The 24,533-nt window shown below is 70.1% G+C and carries 24 protein-coding genes; 8 read left to right on the forward strand and 16 right to left on the reverse strand.

Going from position 1 to position 24,533, the window contains the following annotated elements; genetic code table 11:
- Positions 1 to 87 precede the first annotated feature (87 nt).
- Positions 88 to 642 carry a hypothetical protein gene (locus ACEN2M_RS08860; protein ID WP_441647750.1) on the forward strand — a complete coding sequence of 185 codons (555 nt, stop codon included), beginning with the start codon at positions 88 to 90 and terminating at the stop codon, positions 640 to 642.
- Positions 643 to 663: 21 nt separating this feature from the next.
- On the opposite strand, the gene ACEN2M_RS08865 is transcribed toward ACEN2M_RS08860, so the two are convergent.
- From ACEN2M_RS08865 to ACEN2M_RS08885, 5 genes are read right to left on the reverse strand one after another with little or no spacing between them, the layout of a single operon-like run.
- Entirely contained in the window at positions 664 to 1,992 is a 1,329-nt protein-coding gene (locus ACEN2M_RS08865) for an MFS transporter (protein ID WP_441647751.1), read from the reverse strand.
- A gap of 43 nt (positions 1,993 to 2,035) precedes the next feature.
- Positions 2,036 to 2,542 (reverse strand): GNAT family N-acetyltransferase, encoded by a 507-nt coding sequence (locus ACEN2M_RS08870; protein WP_441647752.1) that lies wholly within the window; start codon positions 2,540 to 2,542, stop codon positions 2,036 to 2,038.
- 20 nt (positions 2,543 to 2,562) lie between these two features.
- Positions 2,563 to 3,054, reverse strand: coding sequence for a 2'-5' RNA ligase family protein (locus tag ACEN2M_RS08875; protein ID WP_441647753.1), 492 nt, complete (start codon positions 3,052 to 3,054; stop codon positions 2,563 to 2,565).
- 11 nt (positions 3,055 to 3,065) lie between these two features.
- Entirely contained in the window at positions 3,066 to 4,607 is a 1,542-nt protein-coding gene (locus ACEN2M_RS08880; RefSeq protein ID WP_441647754.1) for a sensor histidine kinase, read from the reverse strand.
- The gene (locus tag ACEN2M_RS08885; RefSeq protein ID WP_441647787.1) at positions 4,604 to 5,308 is read right to left on the reverse strand and encodes a response regulator transcription factor; all 705 of its coding nucleotides are present in this window, start codon (positions 5,306 to 5,308) and stop codon (positions 4,604 to 4,606) included. Before ACEN2M_RS08885 ends, ACEN2M_RS08880 begins: the two co-directional genes overlap by 4 nt.
- A gap of 265 nt (positions 5,309 to 5,573) precedes the next feature.
- Between ACEN2M_RS08885 and dnaK the strand changes: the two genes are divergently transcribed.
- From dnaK to ACEN2M_RS08905, 4 genes are read left to right on the forward strand one after another with little or no spacing between them, the layout of a single operon-like run.
- Positions 5,574 to 7,442, forward strand: coding sequence for a molecular chaperone DnaK (gene dnaK, locus ACEN2M_RS08890; protein ID WP_441647755.1), 1,869 nt, complete (start codon positions 5,574 to 5,576; stop codon positions 7,440 to 7,442).
- Positions 7,442 to 8,134 (forward strand): nucleotide exchange factor GrpE, encoded by a 693-nt coding sequence (locus ACEN2M_RS08895; RefSeq protein WP_441647756.1) that lies wholly within the window; start codon positions 7,442 to 7,444, stop codon positions 8,132 to 8,134. Before dnaK ends, ACEN2M_RS08895 begins: the two co-directional genes overlap by 1 nt.
- Positions 8,127 to 9,131, forward strand: a complete 1,005-nt coding sequence (locus ACEN2M_RS08900) for a DnaJ C-terminal domain-containing protein (RefSeq protein ID WP_441647757.1) — start codon at positions 8,127 to 8,129, stop codon at positions 9,129 to 9,131. The genes ACEN2M_RS08895 and ACEN2M_RS08900 overlap by 8 nt, the downstream gene beginning before the upstream one ends.
- A gap of 10 nt (positions 9,132 to 9,141) precedes the next feature.
- Positions 9,142 to 9,555 carry a heat shock protein transcriptional repressor HspR gene (locus ACEN2M_RS08905; RefSeq protein ID WP_441647758.1) on the forward strand — a complete coding sequence of 138 codons (414 nt, stop codon included), beginning with the start codon at positions 9,142 to 9,144 and terminating at the stop codon, positions 9,553 to 9,555.
- Positions 9,556 to 9,622: 67 nt separating this feature from the next.
- On the opposite strand, the gene ACEN2M_RS08910 is transcribed toward ACEN2M_RS08905, so the two are convergent.
- Together ACEN2M_RS08910 and ACEN2M_RS08915 are read right to left on the reverse strand one after the other, a co-directional pair.
- Positions 9,623 to 10,864 (reverse strand): MFS transporter, encoded by a 1,242-nt coding sequence (locus ACEN2M_RS08910; RefSeq protein ID WP_441647759.1) that lies wholly within the window; start codon positions 10,862 to 10,864, stop codon positions 9,623 to 9,625.
- Positions 10,861 to 11,442 (reverse strand): TetR/AcrR family transcriptional regulator, encoded by a 582-nt coding sequence (locus tag ACEN2M_RS08915; RefSeq protein WP_441647760.1) that lies wholly within the window; start codon positions 11,440 to 11,442, stop codon positions 10,861 to 10,863. Before ACEN2M_RS08915 ends, ACEN2M_RS08910 begins: the two co-directional genes overlap by 4 nt.
- Positions 11,443 to 11,598: 156 nt before the next feature.
- On the opposite strand from ACEN2M_RS08915, the gene ACEN2M_RS08920 reads away from it, so the two are divergent.
- Entirely contained in the window at positions 11,599 to 12,531 is a 933-nt protein-coding gene (locus ACEN2M_RS08920) for a LysR family transcriptional regulator (protein WP_441647761.1), read from the forward strand.
- A 10-nt stretch (positions 12,532 to 12,541) separates the two neighbouring features.
- Here the strand turns inward: ACEN2M_RS08920 and ACEN2M_RS08925 are convergent, their stop codons facing one another.
- The 6 genes from ACEN2M_RS08925 to ACEN2M_RS08950 all read right to left on the reverse strand — a co-directional run bounded on the left by ACEN2M_RS08925 (position 12,542) and on the right by ACEN2M_RS08950 (position 17,539).
- Complete coding sequence (locus ACEN2M_RS08925) at positions 12,542 to 12,844, reverse strand: putative quinol monooxygenase (RefSeq protein ID WP_441647762.1); 303 nt, start codon at positions 12,842 to 12,844, stop codon at positions 12,542 to 12,544.
- Positions 12,841 to 13,875: an NAD-dependent epimerase/dehydratase family protein gene (locus ACEN2M_RS08930; RefSeq protein ID WP_441647788.1), complete on the reverse strand. Its 1,035-nt coding sequence runs from the start codon at positions 13,873 to 13,875 to the stop codon at positions 12,841 to 12,843. The genes ACEN2M_RS08925 and ACEN2M_RS08930 overlap by 4 nt, the downstream gene beginning before the upstream one ends.
- Complete coding sequence (locus ACEN2M_RS08935; protein ID WP_441647763.1) at positions 13,869 to 14,840, reverse strand: aldo/keto reductase; 972 nt, start codon at positions 14,838 to 14,840, stop codon at positions 13,869 to 13,871. The genes ACEN2M_RS08930 and ACEN2M_RS08935 overlap by 7 nt, the downstream gene beginning before the upstream one ends.
- A gap of 83 nt (positions 14,841 to 14,923) precedes the next feature.
- Positions 14,924 to 15,883, reverse strand: coding sequence for a hypothetical protein (locus ACEN2M_RS08940; RefSeq protein WP_441647764.1), 960 nt, complete (start codon positions 15,881 to 15,883; stop codon positions 14,924 to 14,926).
- A 181-nt stretch (positions 15,884 to 16,064) separates the two neighbouring features.
- Positions 16,065 to 16,979 (reverse strand): carbohydrate kinase family protein, encoded by a 915-nt coding sequence (locus tag ACEN2M_RS08945; RefSeq protein WP_441647765.1) that lies wholly within the window; start codon positions 16,977 to 16,979, stop codon positions 16,065 to 16,067.
- Positions 16,976 to 17,539, reverse strand: coding sequence for a dihydrofolate reductase family protein (locus tag ACEN2M_RS08950; protein ID WP_441647766.1), 564 nt, complete (start codon positions 17,537 to 17,539; stop codon positions 16,976 to 16,978). Before ACEN2M_RS08950 ends, ACEN2M_RS08945 begins: the two co-directional genes overlap by 4 nt.
- Positions 17,540 to 17,645: 106 nt before the next feature.
- Between ACEN2M_RS08950 and ACEN2M_RS08955 the strand changes: the two genes are divergently transcribed.
- Together ACEN2M_RS08955 and ACEN2M_RS08960 are read left to right on the forward strand one after the other, a co-directional pair.
- Complete coding sequence (locus ACEN2M_RS08955; protein WP_441647767.1) at positions 17,646 to 19,193, forward strand: carboxylesterase/lipase family protein; 1,548 nt, start codon at positions 17,646 to 17,648, stop codon at positions 19,191 to 19,193.
- 125 nt (positions 19,194 to 19,318) lie between these two features.
- Positions 19,319 to 19,690 (forward strand): cupin domain-containing protein, encoded by a 372-nt coding sequence (locus ACEN2M_RS08960; protein WP_441647768.1) that lies wholly within the window; start codon positions 19,319 to 19,321, stop codon positions 19,688 to 19,690.
- Here ACEN2M_RS08960 and ACEN2M_RS08965 read toward each other — a convergent pair.
- The 3 genes from ACEN2M_RS08965 to ACEN2M_RS08975 form a co-directional block, all read right to left on the reverse strand.
- Entirely contained in the window at positions 19,687 to 20,187 is a 501-nt protein-coding gene (locus ACEN2M_RS08965; protein ID WP_441647769.1) for a glutathione peroxidase, read from the reverse strand. The two genes, ACEN2M_RS08960 and ACEN2M_RS08965, sit on opposite strands and share 4 nt — an antisense overlap.
- A 65-nt stretch (positions 20,188 to 20,252) precedes the next feature.
- Positions 20,253 to 21,092: a DUF1206 domain-containing protein gene (locus tag ACEN2M_RS08970; protein ID WP_441647770.1), complete on the reverse strand. Its 840-nt coding sequence runs from the start codon at positions 21,090 to 21,092 to the stop codon at positions 20,253 to 20,255.
- A 5-nt stretch (positions 21,093 to 21,097) separates the two neighbouring features.
- A complete protein-coding gene (locus ACEN2M_RS08975) occupies positions 21,098 to 24,451 on the reverse strand; it encodes a DEAD/DEAH box helicase (protein WP_441647771.1) in 3,354 nt (1,117 codons plus the stop codon).
- Positions 24,452 to 24,533 lie beyond the last annotated feature (82 nt).

The raw sequence follows: 24,533 nt of genomic DNA on the forward strand, positions 1-24,533 counted from the left end.
GGGTGTATGCAATCTGGCGGCCCGTCTGACACGCCCGGGCTCGGCCGGCCCTGTACTCGGCGGGCGCAACTGCGCTTGACTGAATGGATGGGGAACACACGGAACACCTGTCGAACCGTACTGACCACGCTCGGGGGAGTCGCTCTCGCGGCCGGATTGGCCGCCTGCACGGCGGGCGGTCCCGGCACGCCGGCGCCCACCGACCCCGCCACACCCACCGCCACCGCCACACCCGCCGCTGCCGCGACGCCCACCGCGACCACGGCTGAACCCGCGGTCGATCCTGCGGCGACAGCGGCGTGGGCCGCCACCGCGGTGCCCACCAGTGGAGCAGACGGGTTCATCCTGGCCCAGAACGGGGCGTTCCAGGATGGCGCGCCAGGTTCCTTCTCGCTCAGCGCGTCGACCCTGCCCGCCGGAACCTACTCGGTCTACGTCGCCTGCCGCGGCGACGCCGACACCACGGTGACCCTCACCGTCGACAACGCGGAGGAGTCGACTCTCGCCGGCGGGTGCTCCGACGTCTCCCAGGGCATGACGTTCTCCACGACCGCCGACGGAGCCACCTTCGCGCTGCTCGGCGACAGCGACACGCCGGTGGAATGGGCGCTCGCCGTGACCGACCTGCTGCCGGGCGGCTAGCCAGGCCCGGCTCAGCTCAGCTCAGCTCATCTGGTTCTGCCTGGCCTTCACGGGCAGCAGCAGGAGCAGGCCGACGAAGAGCACCAGCACGATGCCCAGGATGCCCCAGTAGGTCTCGCCGAAGAGCGTGACCATGAGGGCGAACGCCGTGGGCGCCAGGAAGCTGGCGGCGCGGCCGGTGGTGGCGTAGAGGCCGAACACCTCGCCCTCGCGGCCGGCCGGGATGATGCGGGCCAAAAAGGTGCGGCTGGCGGACTGGGCCGGGCCCACGAAGAGGCAGAGGGCCAGGCCCGCGGTCCAGAACACGATCTGCCCGCCGTCATGCAGCACGAAGACCAGGCCGCCGCTGACGATGAGTCCCACCAGGGCGGTTACGATCACCGGTTTGGCGCCGAGCCTGTCGTCGAGCACGCCCACGCTGATGGTGGCGATGCCGGCGACCACGTTCGCGGCGATCGCGAAGATGATCACCTCGCCGGGGGAGAAGCCGAACGCCGAGGCCGCGAGCACCCCGCCGAAGGTGAAGACGCCGGCCAGGCCGTCGCGGAAGATCGCGCTCGCGAAGAGGAAGTAGACCACCTGACGGTTGGTCTGCCAGAGTTTGGCGACGTCGCGGCCGAGCTCCACGTAGGACTGGAAGAAGCCGACCTTGGCGCGTTTCGCGGCATCCGGTGCCCGGTATTCGGGCACCCGCAGCAGCAACGGCAGCGCGAACAGACCGAACCACCCGGCCGCGATGAGCATGGTCACCCGCACCGCCAGGCCGTTCTCGCTGGTGACGCCGAACAGGCCCACCTCGGGGTTGATGAAGCCGAAGTACACGATGAGCAGCAGCACGATGCCGCCGATGTAGCCCATGCCCCAGCCGAACCCGCTCACCTTGCCGATGGTGCGCGGGGTGGAGACCTGGGCGAGCATGGCGTTGTAGCTCACCCCGGCGAGCTCGAAGAACACGTTGCCCGCGGCCAGCAGCACCAGGCCGAGCAGCAGGTAGTCGGGGCTGGGCAGCACGAAGAACATGCCGGCGGTGAGCGCCACGACGATGAAGGTGTTCACGCCGAGCCAGAACTTGCGCCGGCCAGAGGAATCGGAGCGCGCACCGGTGACAGGGGCGAGCACGGCGATGAGGAACCCGGCGATCGCGAGCGCCCAGCCCAGCTGGGCGGCGACGGCGCTTTCCTCACCGAACGAGGAGCCGGTGAGGTACACGGCGAAGACGAACGTGGTGACGACGGCATTGAACGCGGCCGAGCCCCAGTCCCACAGGCTCCAGGCGAGCACGGAGGCGCGGGTGGGGGTCGGCGCTGAGGCGGCGCTGGCGGCGCCTTTGCCGTCGAGAATCTCGGTCATGAGGCCACCCTACGGCCGGTCGGTGAACAATGGGCGACGGATGCTACGCGCCGTGCGTGTCCGCCTCGAGGGAGCGGTGCATCACGTGCAGTCCGACGAAGCCGTGCACCGGATGCCTGAACCCGTCGGGCACGGTGGCGAGCACGCGAAAGCCCAGTGACTGCCAGAGCCGCACGGCGTTGTGGTTGGTCTCCACGACGGCGTTGAACTGCATGGCGCGAAATCCCGCGTTCGCTGCCTCCGCCAGCACGTGCTCGGCCAGGGCCCGCCCGATTCCGCGGCCGGCGGCCTGCGGGGCCACCATGAAGCCGGCGTTGGCGACGTGCCCGCCGGCGGCCGGCTGGTTGGGGTGCAGCTCGGCGGTGCCGAGCACCCGGCCGCCGTCCTCGGCCACGAACACCCGCCCGCCTGGCTTGCCCAGCCACCACTGCCTGGCGTCGGCCTCGCTGGTGTCCCGTGGCCAGCAATAGGTCTCGCCGGCCGCCACGACGTCGCGCAGAAACGGCCAGATCCCGGCCCAGTCGCCCTCGCGGGCCTCTCGTATCTCCATCCGCCTAAAGTAGCGGGTGGTTAGAACGGCTCGGCCCCGAAATCGTGGGTGGCCAGCACCGTGCGGCCGGCGGTGTCGGCGCGCGGGATCATGTCGACCAGGGCGAGCTGGCTGAGGGTGAGGGTGTCGCCGGGGTGGATGCGCGCTGGCGGCTTGTGCGTGACATGGGCGCGAAAGCCGGCGCCGGTGAAGGCCGGTTCCTCGGGGGCGGCCGCGAACGGGCGCACGGCGGCGACCAGGGTGCGGTGCAGCCGGGCGAGGCCCTCGTGCGGGAGCATCAGGGTGACGGGGATGTCGTGCCGCCGCCCGAACAGCTCGTCGGGGCCGGCGACCACCGTGAGCGGCGCCTGGTCGGCCACGGCGCTACGGATGGCGGCGGCGACGTCGCCGGGGGCGGCATCCGTGAGAAACGGCGGCAGCACCGTGACGTGCAGGGGCCACTCGGCCACCGCAAAGCTGGCGCCCACCATCAGCGGCAGCACCGGCAGCACCACCACGAGGCGGGGGGTCACGGCAGGCGCAATCACGGCGCCGGGGTGGGCAGGGTCACCGTGATGAGGGTGCCGGCGGGGGAGGAGTGCGCGCGGATGGTGCCGCCGTGCGCTTCGGCGATCGACAGCGCGATCGCCAGGCCGAGGCCGGTGCTGCGGGTACCGCCAGCCCCCTGGGAGGCCCTGGAGGCGTCGCCGCGCGCGAAACGCTCGAAGATCACCGGCAACAGGTCGTCGGCGATGCCCGGCCCGTCATCCTGCACGCTCAGTTGCACAGGCATGCCGGGCGGCCCCACCCGCAGTCGTGCGGTCACGGTGCTTCCGGGCGGGGTGTGCACCCGGGCGTTGGAGAGCAGGTTCGCCACCAGCTGGTGCAGGCGTTCCCGGTCGCCGCGCACCGTCACGGCCGTGTCCGGCACCTCGGCCCGCCAGGCGTGCGCCGGCGCGGAGGCCCTGGCATCGTTGACCGCGGTCAGCAGCAGGTCGGCGAGGTCGACGTCCTCCACGTGCAGGTCCTGGCCCTCGTCGAGGCGGGCGAGCAGCAACAGGTCACTCACCAACGAGCTCATCCGCCGTGCCTCCGACTCGATGCGGGCCAGCGAGTACTCGGTGATCTCGGGCAACTCGGCGCTGTCCTGCCGGGTCAGCTCGGCGTAGCCCAGAATGGCCGCGAGGGGGGTGCGCAGCTCGTGGGAGGCATCCGTCACGAATCGGCGCATGCGCCGGTCGGTCGCGGCCCGCACACTCAGGGCCGTGTCGACGTGGTCGAGCAGCTGGTTGAGCGCCTCGCCCACCTTGCCCGCCTCGGTGCGCGGATCGGTGTCGGCGGCCGCAACCCGGGTGGAGATGCCGAAGTCGCCCACGTCCAGCGGCAACGCCGACACCTCGACGGCTGTGTCGATCACCCTGGCCAGCGGCCGCAGCGCGATGCGCACCACCAGGATCGTGCCCAGCACGGTGCCGGCAAGCGCCAGCACGGTGAGGATCGCGATGGCCACACCCTGGCGCAGCAACGCCGTCTCGGCGGCCTCCAGTGGCACCCCGGCCACCAACAGTTCGCCGTCATTGACGACGGTGGCGACCCGGTAGGTGCCCAGTTCGCCCAGGTCCAGGCTCTGATTGGCCGGCGAGAAGTCGGGGTCGGCGGCCATCAGCTCGATGGCCGCGGTCACGTCGGCGGACAGGGCGACGGCACCGGTGTCGGAGAACAGGGCGGAGTCGGCGACCTCGTCATTGGTCACCACCGCGATCACCGTGCCGCGCCCATGGCCGACGAAGTCGACGAAAGTCTTCACGGTGCCGCCGCCGCCGTGCACGTGCACGTGCTCGCGCCCGCCGACACCTGGCGGCCCCCTGTACTTGTCGACCGACCGGCTCAAGGCCGACAGTGAGGCCGTGAGCTGGGTGTCGGCCACGGTGTTCGTGGAGGTGCTCAACACCAGGATGCTCAACAGGCCGGTGCCGAACAGCACGGCGGCCACGACACCGGCGATGCCCACCACCAACCGGCGGCGGAGCGTCCAGGGCGCCTCGCCCCGCTCGGGGACCGGCGCCGAAGGGTCGACCGCGCTCACTCGGCGGGCCGCAGCATGTAGCCGACGCCGCGCACCGTGTGCAGCATCGGGGCGCGCTCGGCGTCGATCTTCTTGCGCAGGTACGACACGTACAGGTCCACGATGCTCGCCTTGCCGGCGAAGTCGTAGTTCCAGACCTCATCGAGAATCTGGGCCCGGCTGAGCACCCGCATGGGGTTGCGCATGAAGAAGCGCAACAGGTCGAACTCGGTGGTGGTGAGCATGATGTCGGCGTCGCCGCGCCGCACCTGATAGCTGGTCTCGTCGAGACTCAGGCTGCCGACCACCAGCGCGGCCTGTTCATCCGGAACGGCCTGCACGGCGCGGCGCAACAACCCGCGCAGCCGGGCCACCAACTCCTCGAGGCTGAACGGTTTGGTCATGTAGTCGTCGCCGCCGGCGGTCAGGCCGATGATCCGGTCGTCCACGGAGTCCCTGGCGGTGAGGAAGAGGGTGGGCGTGGTGGACCCGCCCGTGCGGAGGTGCCGAAGCACGCTGAGCCCGTCGGTGTCGGGCAGCATGATGTCGAGGATCACGACGTCGGGCCGGTTCTCCCGGTAGGCGCGCAACGCATCCTGCCCGGTGTGGGCCACGTCCACGAGCCACCCCTCGTAACTCAACGCCAGGCTCACCAGGTTGGTGAGGGTGTCCTCGTCGTCGACGAGCAGCACGCGGATGGCCGAACCGTCGAGCCGGTGCATCCGCGGGAGCTTGGCCAGCACGGCCCGCCGACGCACGGAGTCCGCGGTGGGGTCGGGGCTGGGAGAGGAGGAGGGCGGCACACGTCATTCTCCCACCATCTTCAGCTGGCCCTTTCTTGTGAAGATGCTGAGAGTTGAGCCTCCTCGACTCAACTTTGGCCGGCTCAGCTTGACTCGGTTTTCGGGCGGTGCCACACTTGAGCCAGCAACACTCAAGTCTTAGAAATACGCCTTGAACCCAATCTTTTGAAGGAGATACTCTCACATGGCTCGTGCAGTCGGCATTGACCTCGGAACCACCAACTCGGTGGTGGCCGTTCTCGAGGGTGGAGAACCCACCGTCATCGCAAACGCTGAAGGCTTCCGCACCACGCCTTCCGTCGTCGCATTCACCAAGGACGGCGAAGTACTCGTCGGCGAGACCGCCAAGCGTCAGGCCGTCACCAACGTCGACCGCACCATCTCGTCGGTCAAGCGCCACGTGGGCACCGACTGGACCGTCGGCATCGACGACAAGAAGTACACCCCGCAGGAGATCTCCGCCCGCATCCTCGCCAAGCTCAAGCGCGACGCCGAGCAGTACCTGGGCGACAAGGTGACGGATGCCGTCATCACCGTTCCGGCCTACTTCAACGACGCCGAGCGTCAGGCCACCAAGGAAGCCGGCGAGATCGCCGGCCTCAACGTGCTGCGCATCATCAACGAGCCCACCGCGGCCGCCCTGGCCTACGGCCTCGACCGCGGCAAGGAAGACGAGCTCATCCTGGTCTTCGACCTCGGTGGCGGAACCTTCGACGTGTCCCTGCTCGAAGTGGGCAAGGACGACGACTTCAGCACCATCCAGGTGCGCTCCACCGCCGGCGACAACCGCCTCGGTGGCGACGACTGGGACCAGCGCATCGTTGATCACCTGATCAAGCGCTTCAAGGACTCCACCGGCGTCGACGTCTCCAAGGACAAGATCGCCAAGCAGCGCCTCAAGGAAGCCGCGGAGCAGGCCAAGAAGGAACTCTCTTCGAGCATGTCCACCAGCATCCAGCTGCCCTACCTGTCGCTGACGGAGAACGGCCCGGCCAACCTCGACGAGACGCTCACCCGCGCCCAGTTCGAGAAGATGACCGAGGACCTGCTCGACCGCACGAAGAAGCCGTTCCAGGACGTCATCCGTGAAGCCGGCGTAAAGGTCGAAGACATCGCGCACGTTGTTCTCGTCGGTGGCTCCACCCGGATGCCCGCCGTGTACGAGCTCGTCAAAGCCGAGACCGGTGGCAAGGACCCGAACAAGGGTGTCAACCCCGACGAGGTCGTCGCCGTGGGCGCCGCGCTGCAGGCCGGCGTGCTGAAGGGCGAGCGCAAGGACGTTCTGCTCATCGACGTCACCCCGCTGAGCCTCGGCATCGAGACCAAGGGCGGCATCATGACGCGCCTCATCGAGCGCAACACCGCCATCCCCACCAAGCGCAGCGAGACCTTCACCACGGCCGATGACAACCAGCCGTCCGTGGCCATCCAGGTCTTCCAGGGCGAGCGCGAGTTCACCCGCGACAACAAGAACCTGGGCACCTTCGAGCTCACCGGCATCGCGCCGGCGCCGCGCGGCATCCCGCAGGTGGAGGTCACCTTCGACCTCGACGCCAACGGCATCGTGCACGTGTCCGCCAAGGACAAGGGCACCGGCAAGGAGCAGTCGATGACCATCACCGGCGGCACCGCGCTGGGCAAGGAAGACATCGAGCGCATGGTTCGCGAGGGTGAAGAGCACGCCGCTGAGGACAAGCGTCGTCGCGAAGCGGCCGAGACCCGCAACACGGCCGAGCAGCTCGCCTACTCGATCGAGAAGCTGATCAAGGAGAACGACGAGAAGCTGCCCGAGGACGTCAAGTCCGAGGTGCAGGGCGACGTCGACGCTCTCAAGTCCGCTCTCGCCGGCGACGACGACGACGCGGTCAAGACCGCGTTCGACAAGCTGAACGAGAGCCAGGGCAAGCTCGGCGAGGCCATCTACGCCTCCAGCCAGGCGGATGCCGCGGCCGGCGCGTCCGAGAGCACCGAGCCGACCACCGAGTCGGCCAACTCCGACGAAGACGTTGTCGACGCCGAGGTTGTCGACGACGAGGACGAAGCGAAGAAGTAATGACAGACGTCAACCGTCCGGACGATTTCCGTCCCGAAGACGAGAACGCTGCTGCGGGAGCGCCCGAATCGGGCGCCCCCGCGGCGGGCGGGCCCGACGCTGCGACCGACGCCGAGGCCGAACTGGCCGCGGCGGTCGACGCGACCGAGGCCTCGGAGGTGAAGCAGGGCGACGCCCCTGACACCGACGACGCCGCGACCGCCGAAGGCATCGAGGAAGACGAGCTGACCGTGCAGGACATCCTGGACGCGGCCAACCTCGAGGCCGCCGACCCCTCCAGCGAGCACCTCGCCGACCTCAAGCGGGTCACCGCTGAGTACGCGAACTACCGCAAGCGCACCGAGGCCAACCGGGAGATCGAGCGCGAGCGCGTCACCGGCGAGGTCGTCAAGGTGCTGCTGCCGGTGCTCGACGACCTGTACCGGGCCGAGAAGCACGGCGACCTCGAGGGCGACTCCGCCTTCGCGACCATCGCCGCGAAGCTGCGCGCCAGCACCGAGCGCATCGGCCTCAAGCCTTACGGCTCGGTCGGCGACGTGTTCGACCCCACCGTGCACGAGGCCATCTTCCAGATGCCCACTCCTGACATCGACGTGGAAACCGTCGGCGACGTCGTCGAGACCGGCTACTACCTCGGATCCTCGCTGCTGCGGGTAGCCAAGGTCGTCGTGCAGGTACCGAGCGATGGCTAGCCAGGACTGGTTCGACAAGGACTTCTATAAGGTTCTCGGGGTCTCGAAAGACGTTTCCGCGGCCGACCTGAAGAAGGCGTATCGCAAGCTGGCTCGTAAGTACCACCCCGACTCCAACCCGGGTAACCCCGCGGCGGAGGCGAAGTTCAAGGAGATCAGCGAGGCCCACTCGGTGATCGGTGACCCCGAACAGCGCAAGGAGTACGACGCCGTGCGTGCCATGGGCGGTGGGGCACGCTTCACCGCCCCCGGCCAGGGCGGCCAGCAAGGTGGCTTCGACGACGTCTTCGGCGGCATGTTCGGTGGGGGAGCCCGGCAACAGGGCTATTCCTACGAGCAGGCCGGTTTCGACGACATCCTCGGCGGCATGTTCGGCCGTGGCGCCCAGGGTGGCGGTGGCCGGTTCGGCACCTCCACCGGCGGCTTCCGCGGCGCCGGCGGGCCGACCAGGGGGCGCGACGTGATCGCGTCGACCACGGTCGACTTCATCACCGCCACCCACGGCGATCAGATCACCCTGCAGACGCAGGAGGGTCGGCCGATCAAGGTCAAGATTCCCGCGGGCGTCGCCGACGGTCAGAAGATCAAGCTGCGCGGGCAGGGGCAACCCAGCCCGGACGGCGGCGAGAACGGCGACATCGTGCTCACCGTCACCGTGCGCAAGCATCCGGTCTTCGAACGTGACGGCCTCAACCTGCGGGTGGATGTGCCGGTGACGTTCGCCGAGGCCGCCCTCGGCGCCACCATCGAGGTGCCCACCCTGGGTGGGCCCCCGGTGAAGCTGCGGGTTGCCCCCGGCACCCCGAGCGGTCGGGTGCTGCGGGTCAAGGGCCGTGGCGTGGTCACCCCCAAGGGCACCGGCGACCTGCTCGCCGAGGTTCAGGTGGCCGTGCCGTCGCACCTGTCGAAAGACGCCGAGGAGAAGTTGCTCGCGTTCAACGAGGCGCTGCCCAAGGAGAACCCGCGCGACGAACTGCTCGCCAGGGCCAAGGGCTAGCGACACCCCTATGGATGAGAACACCCGGGTCTTCGTGATCAGCACCGCCGCAGAGTTGGCGGGCATGCACCCGCAAACCCTGCGGCAGTACGACCGCCTGGGCCTCGTCAGTCCCGGCCGCACGCCGGGCCGCTCGCGCCGCTATTCGATGCGCGACGTGGCCCGGCTGCGGGAGATCGCGGACCTGGGTGCCGAGGGCGTGAGCCTGGAGGGCATCCGGCGCATTCTCGCGCTCGAGGACACCGTGCGGGCACTGGAAAGTCGCGTCAACGACCTGGAAACGGCGCTGGCCGACGAACTGCTCAACCGTCCGGGTAGCCGGGTCTTCGCGGCCGGCCCGGCCGGCGACGTCATCTCGATGCGCGCAGGCACCCGCACCCGCCGGTCCAACCAGATCGTGATCTGGCGCCCGCTCGACAAATAGCTCCGCGAACGGTGAGTCAAGCACCTTCGCGGGCGTTTTTGCGTGCTCTGCTCACGGTTTGCGGAGGCTAGGTGCGCTGGCGCACCGCACCGGCGAAGAAGGTCGTGGCCAGTACCGCGACCATGACCACGAGGATGGCGCCCCGCAGACCGACCTGCTCGCCCAGCAGGCCGAGGATCGGCGGGCCCACCAGGAACGCGGCGTACCCGGCCGTCGCGACGGCGCTGGCCCGCTTGGCGGCGTGCGCCGGGTCGTCGCCGGCCGCCGACAGCGCCACTGGGAAACCGAGCGACGCACCCAACCCCCAGAGCAGCACGCCCACGCCGGCGAGCCAGAGCACGGGGGAGAACGAGACCAGGCCGATGCCCACCGCCGCCGTGACCGCGCTCGCGCGCATCACCGGGGCTCGGCCGAATCTGTCGATGATGCGCCCACCGGAGAGCCGGCCGATCGCCATCGACAGACCGAAGGACGCATAGACGATCGAGCCGACCGCGGCGGTGAGCCCGAAACCGTCCACGGCGATCAGCGGCAGCCAGTCATTGGCCGAGCCTTCGGCCAGCGCCATGCCCAGGATGATCGCGGCCAGGGCCAGGAGGCGGGCATCCAGCCAGGGCAGTCGTCGACCACCGCTCGCCCGCCCGGCATCGCCGGCGGAGGCATGCCCAGCGGCGATGACCGGGGTCGCGCCGGTCAGCGGCGGCAGCTGGCCGACCAGCCACAGGGTGCCGGCGGCGGTGAGGGCCGCCACCCCGATCAGGTGCGCGAGCACGGGCAGGTGCAGACTGTTCGCGAGCAGCCCGAGGAGGCCGCCGACGAAGATGCCCAGGCTGTAGCAGCCGTGCAGGCCCGGTACGACGCTGCGGCCCATCGCCACCTCGAGTTCGACGCCCTCGACGTTCTGCCCGATCTCACCCGAGCCCATGCCGTAGCCGAAGAAGGCGAGGCCGGTGGCGACCAGCAGGCCCTCGGCCGCGATCACGCCGACCGCCACGACAATGAGGCCGAGCACGATGCTCGCCATGCCGCAGGCCACCACGAACCGGGCGCCGCGGCGGGCCACCAGGATCCCGCCGACCGCGATGCCGATCACCGAGCCCACCGAGAGGCCGGCGATGATCAGGCCCATCTCGCCGGTGCTGGCGTCGAGGGTGTCGCGGATGGCCGGGGTGCGGGAGACCCAGGTGGCCATGCTCAGCCCGGTGCCGAAGAATGCGACCACCAGGGCCGCCCGCCAGCGCAACAGGCGTGCCGGGCCGGCCGGGTCGCCCGGTCCGGCAATGGACCGGGTGCTCGCGGGCCCGGTCATGCCGGCGCTCCACCGTCGGTGTGGGTGTCCGCTGCGGGAATGAGGGCGTCGAAGGTGGCCCGCACGACCGACTCGGGGTACTCCTCCGGCAGGAAGTAGCGGTGCAGGCCCAGCCCCTCCTGCACGGCGTCGAGCACGGCGGGGCTCACCCCGCTCGCGCTGATCACGCTGTTCACCCGGGGCGAGATCGCGTCGCGCGCCCGGCGCATCCAGTCCCTGCTCAGCTCGGCGTAGCGCTCCTCGCGAAACGAGAGTACGTACAGTTCGGCCAGCAGTATCCGATCGCGCAGGCCCTCGTCGGTGAGCACGATGCGCACCAGCTGCTCGCGGGGGTCCTCGTCAGGGTCGGCCATGGCGTCGTCCAGCGGGGTGAACGCCACATCGGCGAACCTGGAGAACGCCGCGAACAGCAGGTCGCCGCGGCTGGGGAAGTGATAGGTCATCGAGCCCAGCGGCACCCCGGCGGCATCAGCGACGGTGCGGTAGGTGGCGCCGGCCAGTCCCTGCTCGGCGATGAGGTCGAGCGTGGCGTCGATGATGCGGTCGGCCCGCTCGGGATCGTAGCGTCGCGTCGTCATGCCGCCCAGGCTATCAGAACGTTCGTATATCCCAAACCGTCAAGCATCGTCCTGCGGTGTTCTTGGGTGCTTTCCGCACGGTTCGCGGCCGGGGACGGGGTGCGGGTCAGAGCGGGAGCTTCTGAGCGGGGGCGCACTGAGTCATAGACTTACTGAATGGAACTGCGCCAGCTTGAACACTTCGTGACGGTCGCCGACGAACGTCACTTCACCCGGGCGGCCGAGCTGCTGCACATCTCCCAGTCGGGCCTGTCGGCCTCGATCCGGGCGCTGGAGATCGAGCTCGGCACCTCGCTGTTCATCCGCAGCACCCGCAGGGTCGAGCTCACCGCCGCCGGCCAGGCGTTGCTCACGGATGCGCTCCGCACCCTGGCCAGCGCCGCCGCGGCCCAGAATGCTGTCGCCGCGGTACGCGGCCTCATGCGCGGGCGGCTCACCGTGGGCGCCGAGCCGTGCCTGGGATCGGTGGACCTGCCCGCCGAACTGGCCCGGTTCCGCACCGCCAACCAGGGGGTGGAGGTGCGGCTGCGCCAGGTGGGCTCGGTCGAGCTCATCGAGGGTGTGGCCAGCGGCACCACCGACGTGGCGCTCGTGGTGGTGACCGGGGACACCCCGCCCGGCGTGCGGCTGCACCCGTTGAGCAGCCAGAAGATGGTGGCGCTCTGCCATCCGGACCACCCGGTCGCGGCTCTGGCCGAGGTGGACCTGGAGACCCTGCGGGCCGAGCCGTTGATCGGCTTCCAGGCCGGCTGGGGCGCCCACATGCTGGCCCGGCGGGCCTTCGCCGCCGCGGGCTTCGAGTACCGGGCGGCCATGGAGGTCAACGACGTGCATCCGCTGCTCGAACTGGTGGGCTACAACCTGGGCGTGGCCATCGTGCCCACCAGCTTCGCGCTGAAGCGGCCCGACGACCTGGTGGCCGTGCCGCTGCCGGCCACCGTGCCGGAGTGGGCGGTGGCCGTGGCCGTGGCGGACGAGCCGAGCCCGGCCGCGTCGGCATTCCTCGAGCAGTTGCTCGAAGACGTCGCCGCCGCCCAGGCCGCGGCGCTGCACCGGGTGCCGGCCGACAGCGTCGGCACCGCCGCCTAATCGCGCGGGACTAGAAAACGAGCGGGATGCTCCCGGAGAACACGGTCTTCACCGGCACGCCGGCGAGCACCTCGCCCAGCCGGCTGACGCCCTCAGGGGTGGTGCGCCAGGCGGCATACGCCGTGTGGTCGGCGGCCGAGGCCCACTTCTCCACGACGATCACGTGGGTGGGATCGGCGTCGTCCACGATGGCTTCGATGCCCTCGTTGCCGGGCCAGGCGCGGGTCGCGGTGAGAACCTCGTTGAGGATCGCCGGGGCGACGTCGAGCGAAGCGGGGTCGAGGTGCAGGGCGAGGTGGACGATGGCGGTCATGGGTGCTCCAGATTCGGGTGGGTACTGACAGTCGAGTGTGCGGCGACGAGCCGGTCGAGGGTGGCGTTCAGCTGGTCGTCGACCACCTGCTGCTGCGGATGCGCGTCGAACCAGGCGATCGCCTCCCGGAAGCCGAGCGCCACCGGGGTGGTGCAGAAGAAATCGGGCACGAGGCCGGTGACCTTCGTGTTGTCGAAGATCACCGAATGCGACCTGTCGCCGAGCAGCGGCCCGCTCCAGTCGGGATTCTCGGCCGCCATGGTGTCGCTGGCGACGTGCACGATGGTGGGCGCCGGGGCGCCGGCGGCACGGGCGTACTCAGCGTAAATGGCGTCCCAGGGCAGGTACTCGTCCGAGGTGATGGTGAAGCTGTCGCCCACGGCCTGGGACCGGCCGAACAGGCCGACCAGCGCCTTGGCGAAGTCGGTGCTGTGCGTGAGGGTCCAGAGCGAGGTGCCGTCGCCGTGCACCACCACCGGCTGGCCGGTGCGCATCCGGTGGATATCGGTCCAGCCGCCGAGCAGGGCGATCTGGGTGCGGTCGTAGGTGTGTGACGGGCGGATGATGGTGACCGGGAAGCCCTGCTCCCGGTGCGCCACCATGAGCACGTCCTCGCAGGCGGCCTTGTCGCGGGAGTACTGCCAGAACGGGTTGTGCAGCGGCGTGGACTCGCGCACCGGCAGCGCGGCGGGCGGCTTCTGGTACGCCGAGGCCGAGCTGATGAACACGTACTGGCCGGTGCGGCCCGCGAACTGACTGATGTCGGCCCGCACGTGCTCGGGGGTGAACGCGACGAAGTCCACCACCACGTCGAACCGGCGGTCGCCGAGCGCGGAGCGCACCGCGGCGGGGTCACGCACGTCCACGGTGAGCACCTCCGCGGCGGCGGGCACCGCCCGGAGGGTGGACTGGCCGCGGTTGAGCACGGTGAGCCGGTGGCCGCGGGCCACGGCCAGGTCGGCGGCGGCGGCGCTGATCACGCCGGTGCCGCCGATGAACAGAACGCTGAGGCCGGATGCGGGCGTCACCAGGCGTAGTCCTCGGGTGCGGTCTTGAAGCCAGGGAAGATCTCGTCGAGCCGGGTCAGGGCCGCCTGGTCGAGTGTGACGTCCACGGCGCGGAGGCCGGCGTTCAGCTGGTCCATGGTGCGCGGGCCGATGATCGGTGCTGTCACCGCCTTCTGGTGCATCAGCCAGGCCAGGCCCAGGTCGCCCGGCTCGGTGCCGAGTTCGGCGGCGAAGTCCTCGTAGGCCCCGATGGCCGCGCGGTTGTTCTCGAGCTTCTCGGCGTTGGCACCGGAGACCCGCCGGCTGCCGTCGCGTTCCTTGCGCAGCACACCGCCGAGTAGGCCGCCCTCCAGCGGCGACCAGGGCATGATGCCCATCCCGTTGGCCTGCGCGGCGGGGATGACCTCGCGCTCGATGTCGCGCTTGAGCAGGTTGTACAGAGACTGCTCGCTCACCAGTCCGGTGAAGTTGCGGCGGCGGGCCTCGGCCTGGGCGGTGGCGATGTGCCAGCCGGCGAAGTTGCTGCTGCCGGCGTAGAGGATCTTGCCCTGGGCCACGGCGGTTTCCATGGCCTGCCAGATCTCATCCCACGGGGTGTCGCGGTCCACGTGGTGAAACTGGAAGAGGTCGATGTGGTCGGTCTGCAGGCGCTTCAGGCTCTCATCCAACGAGCGGCGGATGTTGAGCGCCGACAGCTTGGAGTCGTTGGGCCGGTCGGACATGGTGCCGTAGACCTTGGTGGCCAGCACGGTGTCCTCCCGCCGCGCACCGCCCTGCGCGAACCAGCGGCCCAGGATGCTCTCGGTGGCGCCGCGACCCTGCTTGGAGCCGTAGACGTTGGCGGTGTCGAAGAAGTTGATGCCCGCCGCCCTGGCGGAGTCCATGATCGTGAACGAGGTGGGCTCGTCGGTCTCCGGCCCGAAGTTCATCGTGCCGAGGCACAGGCGCGAGACTGACAGGCCGGAACGACCGAGGTGTGTGTATTCCATACCCTCAGGCTGCTCCGCCCGGCGTGCGCTGTCCAACAGGAGAACCGGATGCTACCCAGCACTCCGCCTTCTCAATCCGCCGCTCAGTCGGTGTCGAGGTCCCCTGCCTGCCTGGAATCACTGGGCTGCCGGGTGGCGGTGACGGCGAGCAGGTCGAGCGATAGTTGCGGGTCGAACTGCAGCGGCAGGTCGACGACCGCCCGAATCTCCCAGCGCACGTGCAGGTTGCCGATCGACAGCGACGGGGCCGGTAGCCCGGCGGGAGTTTCGACCGCGAAGGGCAGGTCGACCACCGTGCCGGGGGTGAGCAGTCCGGCGGGTCCAACGGCGACGGCGGCCATCACCGCTTCGGAGTGCCGGTAACCCTCGGATTCGCTCGCGTCCGGGTTGGCCTCCTGGCCGGGACCACCCCACACCTCCTCGCAGCGCACCAGCTGCACACGCACACCCCTGGTCGCGATCTCGTCGCTGGGACGCACCCGCAGGATGCCCGTGAGCGGGGTGCCGGGTTCCAGCACCCTGGAGGACAGTGCGATGAACTCCAGACCCACCTGGCCGAGGTGCTCCCCGATCGGCGGGTGGGCGATGTCGGTGGCGCTCGACTGGCCCCAGGACTGCACGTCGATCAGGCGTTCACGCTTGATGATCTGGCCACGGGCGGCCTGCAGCACGCAGCGCACCGACCAGCCCACATCGATCAGGTCACCGCGCACCGAGGCCGGGCCGTCAGTGGGGATGCTCAGGCTGCCCGTCAGTACCCGGGTCTGGCCGGCCGGGATCGCGCCAGGCGCCGGAAGGCTGACCGAACTGATCAGCTCGGTGGTGCGTTCCCGGGCTGGGAAGACGCCGCCGTAGACGTTGCCGCGACCGTAGGTGTAGTTGACCTTGCGGATCAGGGTGATCTCGGCCTTGTCGATCAGCGCGGGGCGGAGAGCCGTGATCCGGATGGTGACCCCCAGCGAGTCTCCCTCGATCACCACTCCGTCCGTCGGAGTGAGTTCGACCGAAACCTGCACAGCCGTGTCGGTTGTTGTGACCACCATGTCGCACCAGACTTCCCATTACCCATTGCGCCACGCTCAGAGAGCGTTGCCCGTTGCCAGTCACCCGAACTACAGGGGGAACAACGTAGGCACAGTAAAGCCCGGGAGCGCCCCGTGTTCAAGGGGATTGACTTGCCTGACCCGATCTGCGTGCCCGGGCTGCGTGACCAGGCCGCGCGGGTCACCGGCCGGACAGCTCCGCCACGGTGGGCGGGTTCGCGCCGGCCCGGGAGACCGTGATCGCGGCGCTCGCCAGGGCGGTCTGGCCCAAACGACCCAGATCGGCCGCGCCGAGTGCGTTCTGCAGAATCGCCTCGGTGCGCTCACCGAGCAGGATGGCGTAGAGCAGCCCCGACATGAACGAGTCACCCGCCCCGATCGTGTCGACGACCCTCACCGGATGCGCGGCCAGCTCCGCCGTGGCCCCGCCGGCGCGAAGCAGGGCGCCGTCGCCGCCCCGGGTGATCGCGACCAGGGCCACCCCGGCCGCCACGTAGTCGCGGGCGATCTGATCCAGGCTCTGCCCCGGGTAGAGCCAGGCGGCATCCTCGTCGCTCATCTTCACGACGTGCGCGGCCCTGGCGAGTTCTTCGACGGCCCGCACCACGTCGCTGCGGCTGCCCATGATGCCCGGGCGGATGTTGGGGTCGTAGCTGAGCAGGGTGCCGGCGGGCGCGCTCGTGAACGCGCTCAGCACGGCACGGCCGCCCGGCTGCAGGATCGCGGCGATGGAGCCGGTGTGGATCAGGCTGCACGGCGCCGGCAGCGACACCGCCGGCAGGTCCCAGCGCAGGTCGAAGTCGTAGCTGGCGGCCCCGGCCGCATCCAGTACGGCGGTGGCGCTCGAGGTGGCGCTGTCGCCGACCGACCCGGGCAGCAGGCTGACGCCGGCCGCACGCAGGTGCGCCTGGATGATCTCACCGAACGGGTCGGCGCCGATGCGGGTGACCAGTGTGGTCGGCACCCCGAGCCGGCCCAGGCCGTAGGCCACGTTCATCGGGCTACCGCCCGCGTGGCTGACCGGGTCGGCGCCGGGCCGGCGCACGATATCGATGAGGGCCTCGCCGATGACGAGGGCTTGGGTGTTGGTGATCACCGCAGCACGCGGTAGCCGAGGTACACGACGCCGTTCCGAAAGGCGTATTCGTCTTTCAACTGCAGCGACAGGTTGAGACCGTCGGGCAGGAACCGGGTGCCGCCGCCCACCACGACGGGTGACACGAACATCTGCACCTCGTCGACCAGGCCGGCCGCGAACGCGTGTGCGGCCAGGGTGGGGCCGCCCACCGAGAGGGTGCCGGTGGTCGTGGCCTTGAGGGTGCGCACGGCCTCCGGGTCGAAGGTCCGCTCGACGCGGGTGCGTTTGCTGGACGGCCCGCTCAGGGTGCTCGAGTAGACGATCTTGTCGGCCGCCTGCCAGATCGCGGTGTAGTCGCGCATCACCGCGGGCTGGTCGTCGTCGCCCTGGTGCATGCTCTCCCAGGCGAGCATTACCTCGTAGAGCCTGCGGCCGTACAGGTAGGTGCTCACCGAGCGCTCCAGGTCGTTGACGAAGGTGTGCACCTCGTCGCTGGGTTCGCTCCAGTCGAAGTTGCCGGCGGCGTCCGCGACGTAGCCGTCGAGGGAGGTGATGCCCGTGCAGATCAGAATGCCCATGGTGTGCTCCTCACGTTCCCCATTCTGCTCGCCCCACCGCCCCGAGGGCCAGACCCGGCATATTCCGCGGTAGCCTGAGTGCCTTTCGCAAAGGGAGAGCACGCGCATGGAGCTCGTCGATGTCGGCACTATCGCGGGGGTCGTGCGCGGCCGCCGGCGCCCGGGCTCCGTGGCCTTCCTCGGCATCCCGTACGCAGCGCCGCCGGTCGGGGAGCTGCGCTTCGCCGCTCCGGTGCCACACCCGGCCTGGGCCGGGGTGCTGGATGCCGGCAGCCCCGGCGCCACCCCGCAACGCACCGACAACGGCGACGACTCCCTGGTGCCCGAGCCGAGCGTCGCCGGGGAATCGACCCTGAACCTGAGCGTGTTCACCCCCAGCCCCGAGGTGGGATCGGGCCTGCCGGTGCTGGTGTACCTGCACGGTGGCGCGTACACCTCCGGCTCGCCCGCCAGCCCCTGGTACGACGGCGCCGGTTTCAACCGGAGCGGCGTGGTCACCGTGAACGTCTCCTACCGGCTCGGTTTCGACGGTTTCGGCTGGATGGAGGATGCGCCGTTGAACCGGGGCGTGCTCGACTGGCTGCTGGCCCTGGAGTGGGTGCGCGACAACATCCGTTCCTTCGGCGGCGACCCGGCCCGAGTCACTCTCGCCGGCCAGTCCGCCGGCGGTGGCGCGGTTCTCACCCTGCTCACGATGCCCAGGGCGCAGCCGCTCTTCGCCCGGGCCATCGTGATCTCCGGAGTCGCCACCTACCTCCGGCCCGGCCAGGCCCACGTGCTCGGCCGGCGGTTGGCCGCGCTCGCCGGGGTCGAGCCCACCCGGGCGGCTCTGGCCACCCGCACCGAGAAGCAGCTCCTGGCCGTGCAGCCCCTGGCCACGGCTGCCGCTGATGGCACCCCGGCCGGACCGCTCGGCGAGATCGCGAACACCCTCGTGGGCGGGCTGCCCTGGGGTCCAGTGGTCGACGGCGACCTCATCCCGCTGCCCACCGTGGAGGCCGTGCGCGCGGGACTCGGCGCCGGCAAGCCCCTCACGCTGGGCAGCACCGACCACGAGTTCAACTTCGCCATGAACGACCTCACCGATGAACTCGCCGGCGAAGACGCCGCCGAGGTGCTCGGCCGGCTCGGCGTGAGCCCCGCCGATGCCAGGGCCTACGCGTCGGCGCACGAGCAGCTCGGCACCGCGGAGCTGCTCGGCCAGTTCGCCTCCGACCGCGCCATTCGCGGCGCCATGCTGCGGGTCGCCGAGGCGAGGCTGGCGGCATCCGCTGAGCAGCAGAATGCGGCGCCCACCTGGCTCTGGGCGTTCTCCTGGCGCTCACCCACGTACGGCGGTGCGCTGCACTGCCTCGACCTGCCGTTCTTCTTCGACGCCCTGACCGCCCCGCGGGTGGCAGCGCTGGCCGGACCGGCCCCGTCGCAGCGGCTGGCCGACGAGGTGCACGGCGCCGCGGTGGCGTTCGTCACGCAGGGTTCGCCCGGCTGGCCGGCCTGGGCGCCCGGGCTGGGCGCCGACCGGCAACCGGTGATCTCGTTCACCGCCGGGACCGGCGGCCCCGGCGGTCCCGGCGCATGCACCGAGCTGCGCACCGTCGAGTCCACCTACGCGCGCACCCGTCTGGCCTCCGCCGCGGTGCCCGTCACCGGGTGACGGGCGTCTGCCGGGGGTTTGCACGGGCCATGGCCGGGTTTAGTCTGGCTCGGTCACAGGCCAGGCACGACGGGTGGGCCGCGTGTCCGACCTCACTCGATCGGCCCGCCAGAGCTGAGAAGACCATGTCCACCACCACGCACACCCTGCAGGTGAAGTCGCACAGCAAGCCCGACGAACGCCGCGCGCCCAACATGACGCTGCTGGAACTGAACCACCTGGACGAGTTCTCGATCGGCCGCATGACGATGCAGCCCGGCTGGACCTGGGCTGACAACATCAAGCCGGTGGTGAACACCGACTCCTGTCAGCTGCTGCACGTGGGCTACTGCCTGTCGGGCAGCCTGGAAACTGTGCTCGACGACGGCACCACGGCCACCATCACCGTCGGCGACTCCTACCTGATTCCGCCCGGGCACAACGCGCGGGTGGTCGGCGACGAACCGTACGTGGCCATCGAGATGCACAGCGCGGCCTCGTACGGGGTGCCGAGCTAGACGGCGGGGTTCAGCTCCGCCAGGCCGGATTCGATCGCCGCGATGACCTCCGGGGAGTCGGGCAGGGTGGTCGGGCGGAACCTGGAGACCGCGCCAGCGGGCGAGATCACGAACTTCTCGAAGTTCCACTTCACCTTGCCGGCCTTACCCGCGCCATCCGGCGTCTGGGTGAGTTCGGCGTAGAGCGGATGCCGGGAGCCGCCGTTGACCTTCGTCTTCTCCATCAGCGGGAAGGTGACGCCGTAGGTGGTGGAGCAGAACGCCTCGATTTTCTCCTTGGAGCCGGTCTCGCCCAGGCCGAACTGGTTGCAGGGGAAGCCGAGCACCGTGAAGCCCTGGTCGGCGTAGGTGCGCTGCAGCTGCTCGAGGGTCTCGTACTGCGGGGTGAGGCCGCAGCGGGAGGCCACGTTGACGACGAGCACGACCTTGTCCGCGTACTCGGCCAACGAGGTGGTGGAGCCGTCGGCGGCGGTGAGGGGGATCTCGCGAATGTTCATGACCACAGAGTACTTCGAAATCGAAGCAGACTGGTGGGCGCGCATCCAACTCCCAGGCTGGCGGCTCAGTGCCGCAGGAACGCCGCTCGCGCCATCAGGTAGAGGCCGAAGGCGATCAGCCCGGCGGCCACCACGTTGAGCAGGATCGGGCCCGATTGCAGGGTGAGCAGGTAGCGGAGACCGGCGTCCAGGCCGCCCACCCAGCGGATGTCGGCGAACACCGCGGCGGCCAACAGCAGGCTGCCGGTGACCAGGAACGCGACGCCCTTGGCGACGTGTCCGAATACGCCGAGACTCAGCACGATCACCTTGGTGGGCCCCCAGAGGTAGCGCAGCTCCTCGCGGAAGTTGCGGCGCACCCCGCGCCAGACCAGGCCGCCGCCGATGATGGCCACCGTGCTGCCCACGACGAGCAGCAGGAACAGACCCACCGGGCTTTCCACGATGGCGGTGTCGGCCTGGCGCAGGGCCTCCGGCCCGCCGGTGCGCGCGCCGAGGGCCACGGCGAACGTGACGGTGCCCAGCAGCGCGAAGCCGAGGGCCTTGCCCACGTTGAGGGAGCGCCGGAACACCAGGATGCGCCGGTTGGGTGCCACGCTGAAGGCGGCGTTGGTGCCCTGCCAGAGGGCCAGGCCCCAGAGCGACACCGTGGACAGCCAGAGCACCACGGCGCCGCCCGGACCGTTCGCGATGGTGCTCAGGGCGCCGAGCTGGTCGGCTTCGCCGGGCTGGCCGTTCGCCACCTGCAGGGCGATGCCGCCGATCAGGGCGTGCACCAGGCCGTTGGCGAGCAGGCCGATCCGGGCGGAGGCGCGCACCGAGCGGTTGCGATGGGTGCGTTGGGCGGCCTGCTTCATGCGATCGCGGGGCTCGGCAGCTGAGATCGCGGGAGGGTCGGTCGTCACCCGGGCTACTCGAGTAGTTCGCGGATGTCGGAGGCGGTGAGCCCCTGGCCGGTTCCGCCGGTGGCGCCATCGGTCATGACGCTGTCGAAGAGCTTGGCCTTGACGGCCTTGAGCGCCATCACCTTCTCTTCGATGGTGTCGGTGGCCACGAGCCTGTAGACCATCACGTTCTTGGTCTGGCCGATGCGGTGGGCCCGGTCAACGGCCTGAGCCTCGGCGGCCGGGTTCCACCACGGGTCGAGCAGGATGCAGTAGTCCGCCTCGGTGAGGTTGAGGCCGAAGCCGCCGGCCTTGAGGCTGATCAGGAACACCGAGGTGTCGCCGTTCTTGAACCCGTCGATGGCCGCGGCCCGGTTGCGGGTGCGCCCGTCCAGGTAGGAATAGCTCACGCCGGCGGCATCGAGGCGGGCGCGCACCTTGGCCAGGTAGCCGGTGAACTGGCTGAAGATCAGGGTGCGGTGGCCCTCGGCGACAACGTCTTCGAGCAGCTCCATGAGCACATCGAGCTTGCTCGACGGGATGTCGGCGTACTTGTCGTCGTACAGCGACGCATCCAGGCTGAGCTGGCGCAGCATGGTGATCGAGCGGAAGATCTCGAACCGGTTCTGGTTGAGGTCACCGAGCAGGCCGAGCACCTTCTGGCGCTCGCGCTGCAGGTGCATCTGGTAGACCCGGCGGTGCCGCGGGTGCAGCTCGAGTTCGAGCACCTGCTCCTGCTTGGCGGGCAGGTCGCTGGCCACCTGGTCTTTGGTGCGGCGCAGCATGAACGGGCGGATGCGCCGGCGCAGCTGGCCGAGCCTGTCCCCGTCGGCCTGCGTCTCGATGGGCCGCTGGTAGTACTCGGAGAAACGGGCGGCGCTGGGGAACAGGCCCGGGGCGGTGATCGAGAGCAGCGACCACAGCTCCATCAGGTTGTTTTCCAGCGGGGTGCCGGTGATGGCGAGCTTGAACGGGGCCTGCAGGCGCTTGGCGCACTGGTGCGCCCTGGACTTGTGGTTCTTCACGAACTGCGCCTCGTCGAGCAGCAGCCCGTCCCAGCTGACGGCGTCGTACTCGTCGAAATCGAGCCTGAACAGGGTGTACGAGGTGATCACGACATCCGCCGTGGTCACGGCCTCTGCCAACGACGCACCGCGCTTGGCGGTGGTCTCGGTGATGGCGGCTACCGAGAGATCCGGCGCGAACCTGGCGCACTCGGTGGCCCAGTTGTGCACCACGCTGGTGGGCGCCACCACCAGGAAGGGCTTCCGCTCGGTCTGGCGTTGGCGGGCGTCGACGATCAGGGCGATGGCCTGCAGGGTCTTGCCCAGGCCCATGTCGTCGGCGAGCACGCCGCCGAGGCCGGTGTCGTAGAGAAAGCCGAGCCAGTCGAAACCGGTCTGCTGGTACGGCCGGAGTGAGGCGTGCACGGCTGCGGGCAGCTCCCGGTGTGCGATCTCCGCACCGTCGGCGAGGCCGGCCAGGGTGTCGCGCCAGGCGGCGGCCTCGGCTTCGGCGCTGCCGAGGTCCTGCAACTCTTCCCAGAGGTCGGACTGGGCGCGGTTGATGCGCAGCGAGTCATTCGGGGAGTCCTGCAGTCCGCGGGCCTCTTCGATGAGGTGGCGCAGCTGCTGAAGTTCGGGCCGGTCCAGGCTGAAGTAGGTGCCGTCCGGCAGGATCATCAGTTCCTGGCCGGTGGCCAGGGCCCGGAAGACCTCGTCGAAGGGCACGTCCTCACCCTCGACGGTGACCCGCACCGAGAGGTCGAACCAGTCGCGGCTCTCGGCCCTGGCCGAGGTGGCGAAGGTGAGCGTGGGCGGCGCGGCGGCCTCGCGGTACTCCGGGGCGTCGCCGACGAACTGCACAAGAATGTCGTCGGCGTCTTCGAGCACGGGCAGCACGGCCTCGAGAAACTGGATCATGCGGGCGCCGTCGAGGGTGGCGTCGGCACGGAGGAGCTCCGGAGCACCGGTGGCGCCGGCGGACCCGGTGAGCTCCGCGGCGAACAGCGCGGGCCGGTGCGCGGGGAACGCCGCGAATATGACGCTCACGGCATGCAGGATGCGCGTCTCGTCGGCCGTGTCCCGATACCCCGCCGGGGCGTCGTCGGTGGCCGGACCGCGGAGCGGCGCGATGGCGGGCTGTGCCGAGCCACCGGGGCCGCCGATGTAGCGCCAGTCCCAGTGCAGCGTGATGCGGGCATCCGCGTGGGAGCTGATCGACAGGGCGAGCGTGGGGCGCGCGGTGTCGGGCAGGTCGAAGGACTCGTCGGTGCTGATCAGCGAGAGCTGGCCGCGCAGGAACGGGTAGAAGTCGGCGAGGAAGACGTTCTCCTCGTCGGGTGGAACCGTGATGGGGGTCTGCGCCGAGGCGAGCACGCGCAGGTCGCGGCCGAGCTGTCGGGCGAGCGGGGCGAGGGTGATCCGCACGTCGGTGCTGGTGGTCGTCCAGGTGAACAGGCCGTGCGCCGGGTCGCCGATGTAGCCCAAGGCGCTGCGGTCGAGGAGCTGGCCGTCGAGGGAGACGGTGGGGGAGAGGGTGAGGCCGCCGTGGTCGCGGCGGATGTCGAGCGACAGTTCGGCGGGTTCGTCCGAGATGGTCACCGGGTCCTGGCCGGGCGTCGTGCCGATGAACGGGATGCCTGCCTCGCGGGCCTCGCCGAGCAGGCCCCAGAGTGCGCGGTTGGCGAAACCGTCCAGGTGCAGCCACGGGTCGGTGGTCACGTGGTAGCGCTGGCCGGAGGAATAGAGCTCGAAGATGGCGGAGAGCACTCGGAGCTGGGCGCGGTTGAGCATGCCGCGCGAGTACGACAGGTTGTCCCAGGTGAGGTTGCCGCGGATCCACTTGCCCTTCTTGCCGCGCACCATCGGGCGCACGCCCAGCCGGGCCAGGGACACCGTGGGCGCGGGCGTGCGTGCGGCGCGCGGCGGCGGCAGCAACTCGAACTGCAGGGCGAGGGCGGTACCCGTCGTGGGCTCGGCCTCCGGCGCGCGGGTGAGCGGGGCCAGAGCGCTCTGCCAGGTGGCCGGGGCGGCGGTGCGGGTGCGCTGGGAGTCCGCCGAACGGGTCGCGCGGGCGAGGTCGGCGGCGGTGGACCGGCTGGCCAGCAGCAGGGCCACCACGTGTTTGCAGTTGATGCCCATCGGGCAGCTGCAGGTGCCCGACGCGCGAACGACAGTGCCGCTGGCATCCTGCTGGAAGGTCACGGTGACGTCGTACGGTCGGGCCTGGGTGCCACCCACGGTGCCCAGCAGTCGGCTGCCGCCCAGCTGCCAGACCTGGTCTTCGACCCGGCCCTCCTTGGCGTAGCGCACCCCGCGCGAATATGCCTGTGGCCCGACGAGGCGGGCGATCTGCAGATCGCTGAGGTTGTGGGCCATGAGGTGGGGTGTCCGTGACGGTTCGGTGAGCAGGGGTCTCTTATTGTCCCACGCCGCACCGGGCTTGCTGAGCCGTTTGCCC

The organism is Cryobacterium sp. W22_MBD10_FK3, from assembly GCF_052113745.1.
GTDB lineage: Bacteria > Actinomycetota > Actinomycetes > Actinomycetales > Microbacteriaceae > Cryobacterium.

Excerpts from the sequence above, each read along its gene's own strand:
- ACEN2M_RS08860 (WP_441647750.1), top strand. The coding sequence starts at position 88 with ATGGGGAACACACGGAACACCTGTCGAACCGTACTGACCACGCTCGGG.
- ACEN2M_RS08865 (WP_441647751.1), bottom strand. The coding sequence starts at position 1,992 with ATGACCGAGATTCTCGACGGCAAAGGCGCCGCCAGCGCCGCCTCAGCG.
- ACEN2M_RS08870 (WP_441647752.1), bottom strand. The coding sequence starts at position 2,542 with ATGGAGATACGAGAGGCCCGCGAGGGCGACTGGGCCGGGATCTGGCCG.
- ACEN2M_RS08885 (WP_441647787.1), bottom strand. The coding sequence starts at position 5,308 with ATGCACCGGCTCGACGGTTCGGCCATCCGCGTGCTGCTCGTCGACGAC.
- dnaK (WP_441647755.1), top strand. The coding sequence starts at position 5,574 with ATGGCTCGTGCAGTCGGCATTGACCTCGGAACCACCAACTCGGTGGTG.
- ACEN2M_RS08895 (WP_441647756.1), top strand. The coding sequence starts at position 7,442 with ATGACAGACGTCAACCGTCCGGACGATTTCCGTCCCGAAGACGAGAAC.
- ACEN2M_RS08900 (WP_441647757.1), top strand. The coding sequence starts at position 8,127 with ATGGCTAGCCAGGACTGGTTCGACAAGGACTTCTATAAGGTTCTCGGG.
- ACEN2M_RS08905 (WP_441647758.1), top strand. The coding sequence starts at position 9,142 with ATGGATGAGAACACCCGGGTCTTCGTGATCAGCACCGCCGCAGAGTTG.
- ACEN2M_RS08910 (WP_441647759.1), bottom strand. The coding sequence starts at position 10,864 with ATGACCGGGCCCGCGAGCACCCGGTCCATTGCCGGACCGGGCGACCCG.
- ACEN2M_RS08915 (WP_441647760.1), bottom strand. The coding sequence starts at position 11,442 with ATGACGACGCGACGCTACGATCCCGAGCGGGCCGACCGCATCATCGAC.
- ACEN2M_RS08920 (WP_441647761.1), top strand. The coding sequence starts at position 11,599 with ATGGAACTGCGCCAGCTTGAACACTTCGTGACGGTCGCCGACGAACGT.
- ACEN2M_RS08925 (WP_441647762.1), bottom strand. The coding sequence starts at position 12,844 with ATGACCGCCATCGTCCACCTCGCCCTGCACCTCGACCCCGCTTCGCTC.
- ACEN2M_RS08935 (WP_441647763.1), bottom strand. The coding sequence starts at position 14,840 with ATGGAATACACACACCTCGGTCGTTCCGGCCTGTCAGTCTCGCGCCTG.
- ACEN2M_RS08940 (WP_441647764.1), bottom strand. The coding sequence starts at position 15,883 with ATGGTGGTCACAACAACCGACACGGCTGTGCAGGTTTCGGTCGAACTC.
- ACEN2M_RS08950 (WP_441647766.1), bottom strand. The coding sequence starts at position 17,539 with ATGGGCATTCTGATCTGCACGGGCATCACCTCCCTCGACGGCTACGTC.
- ACEN2M_RS08955 (WP_441647767.1), top strand. The coding sequence starts at position 17,646 with ATGGAGCTCGTCGATGTCGGCACTATCGCGGGGGTCGTGCGCGGCCGC.
- ACEN2M_RS08960 (WP_441647768.1), top strand. The coding sequence starts at position 19,319 with ATGTCCACCACCACGCACACCCTGCAGGTGAAGTCGCACAGCAAGCCC.
- ACEN2M_RS08965 (WP_441647769.1), bottom strand. The coding sequence starts at position 20,187 with ATGAACATTCGCGAGATCCCCCTCACCGCCGCCGACGGCTCCACCACC.
- ACEN2M_RS08975 (WP_441647771.1), bottom strand. The coding sequence starts at position 24,451 with ATGGCCCACAACCTCAGCGATCTGCAGATCGCCCGCCTCGTCGGGCCA.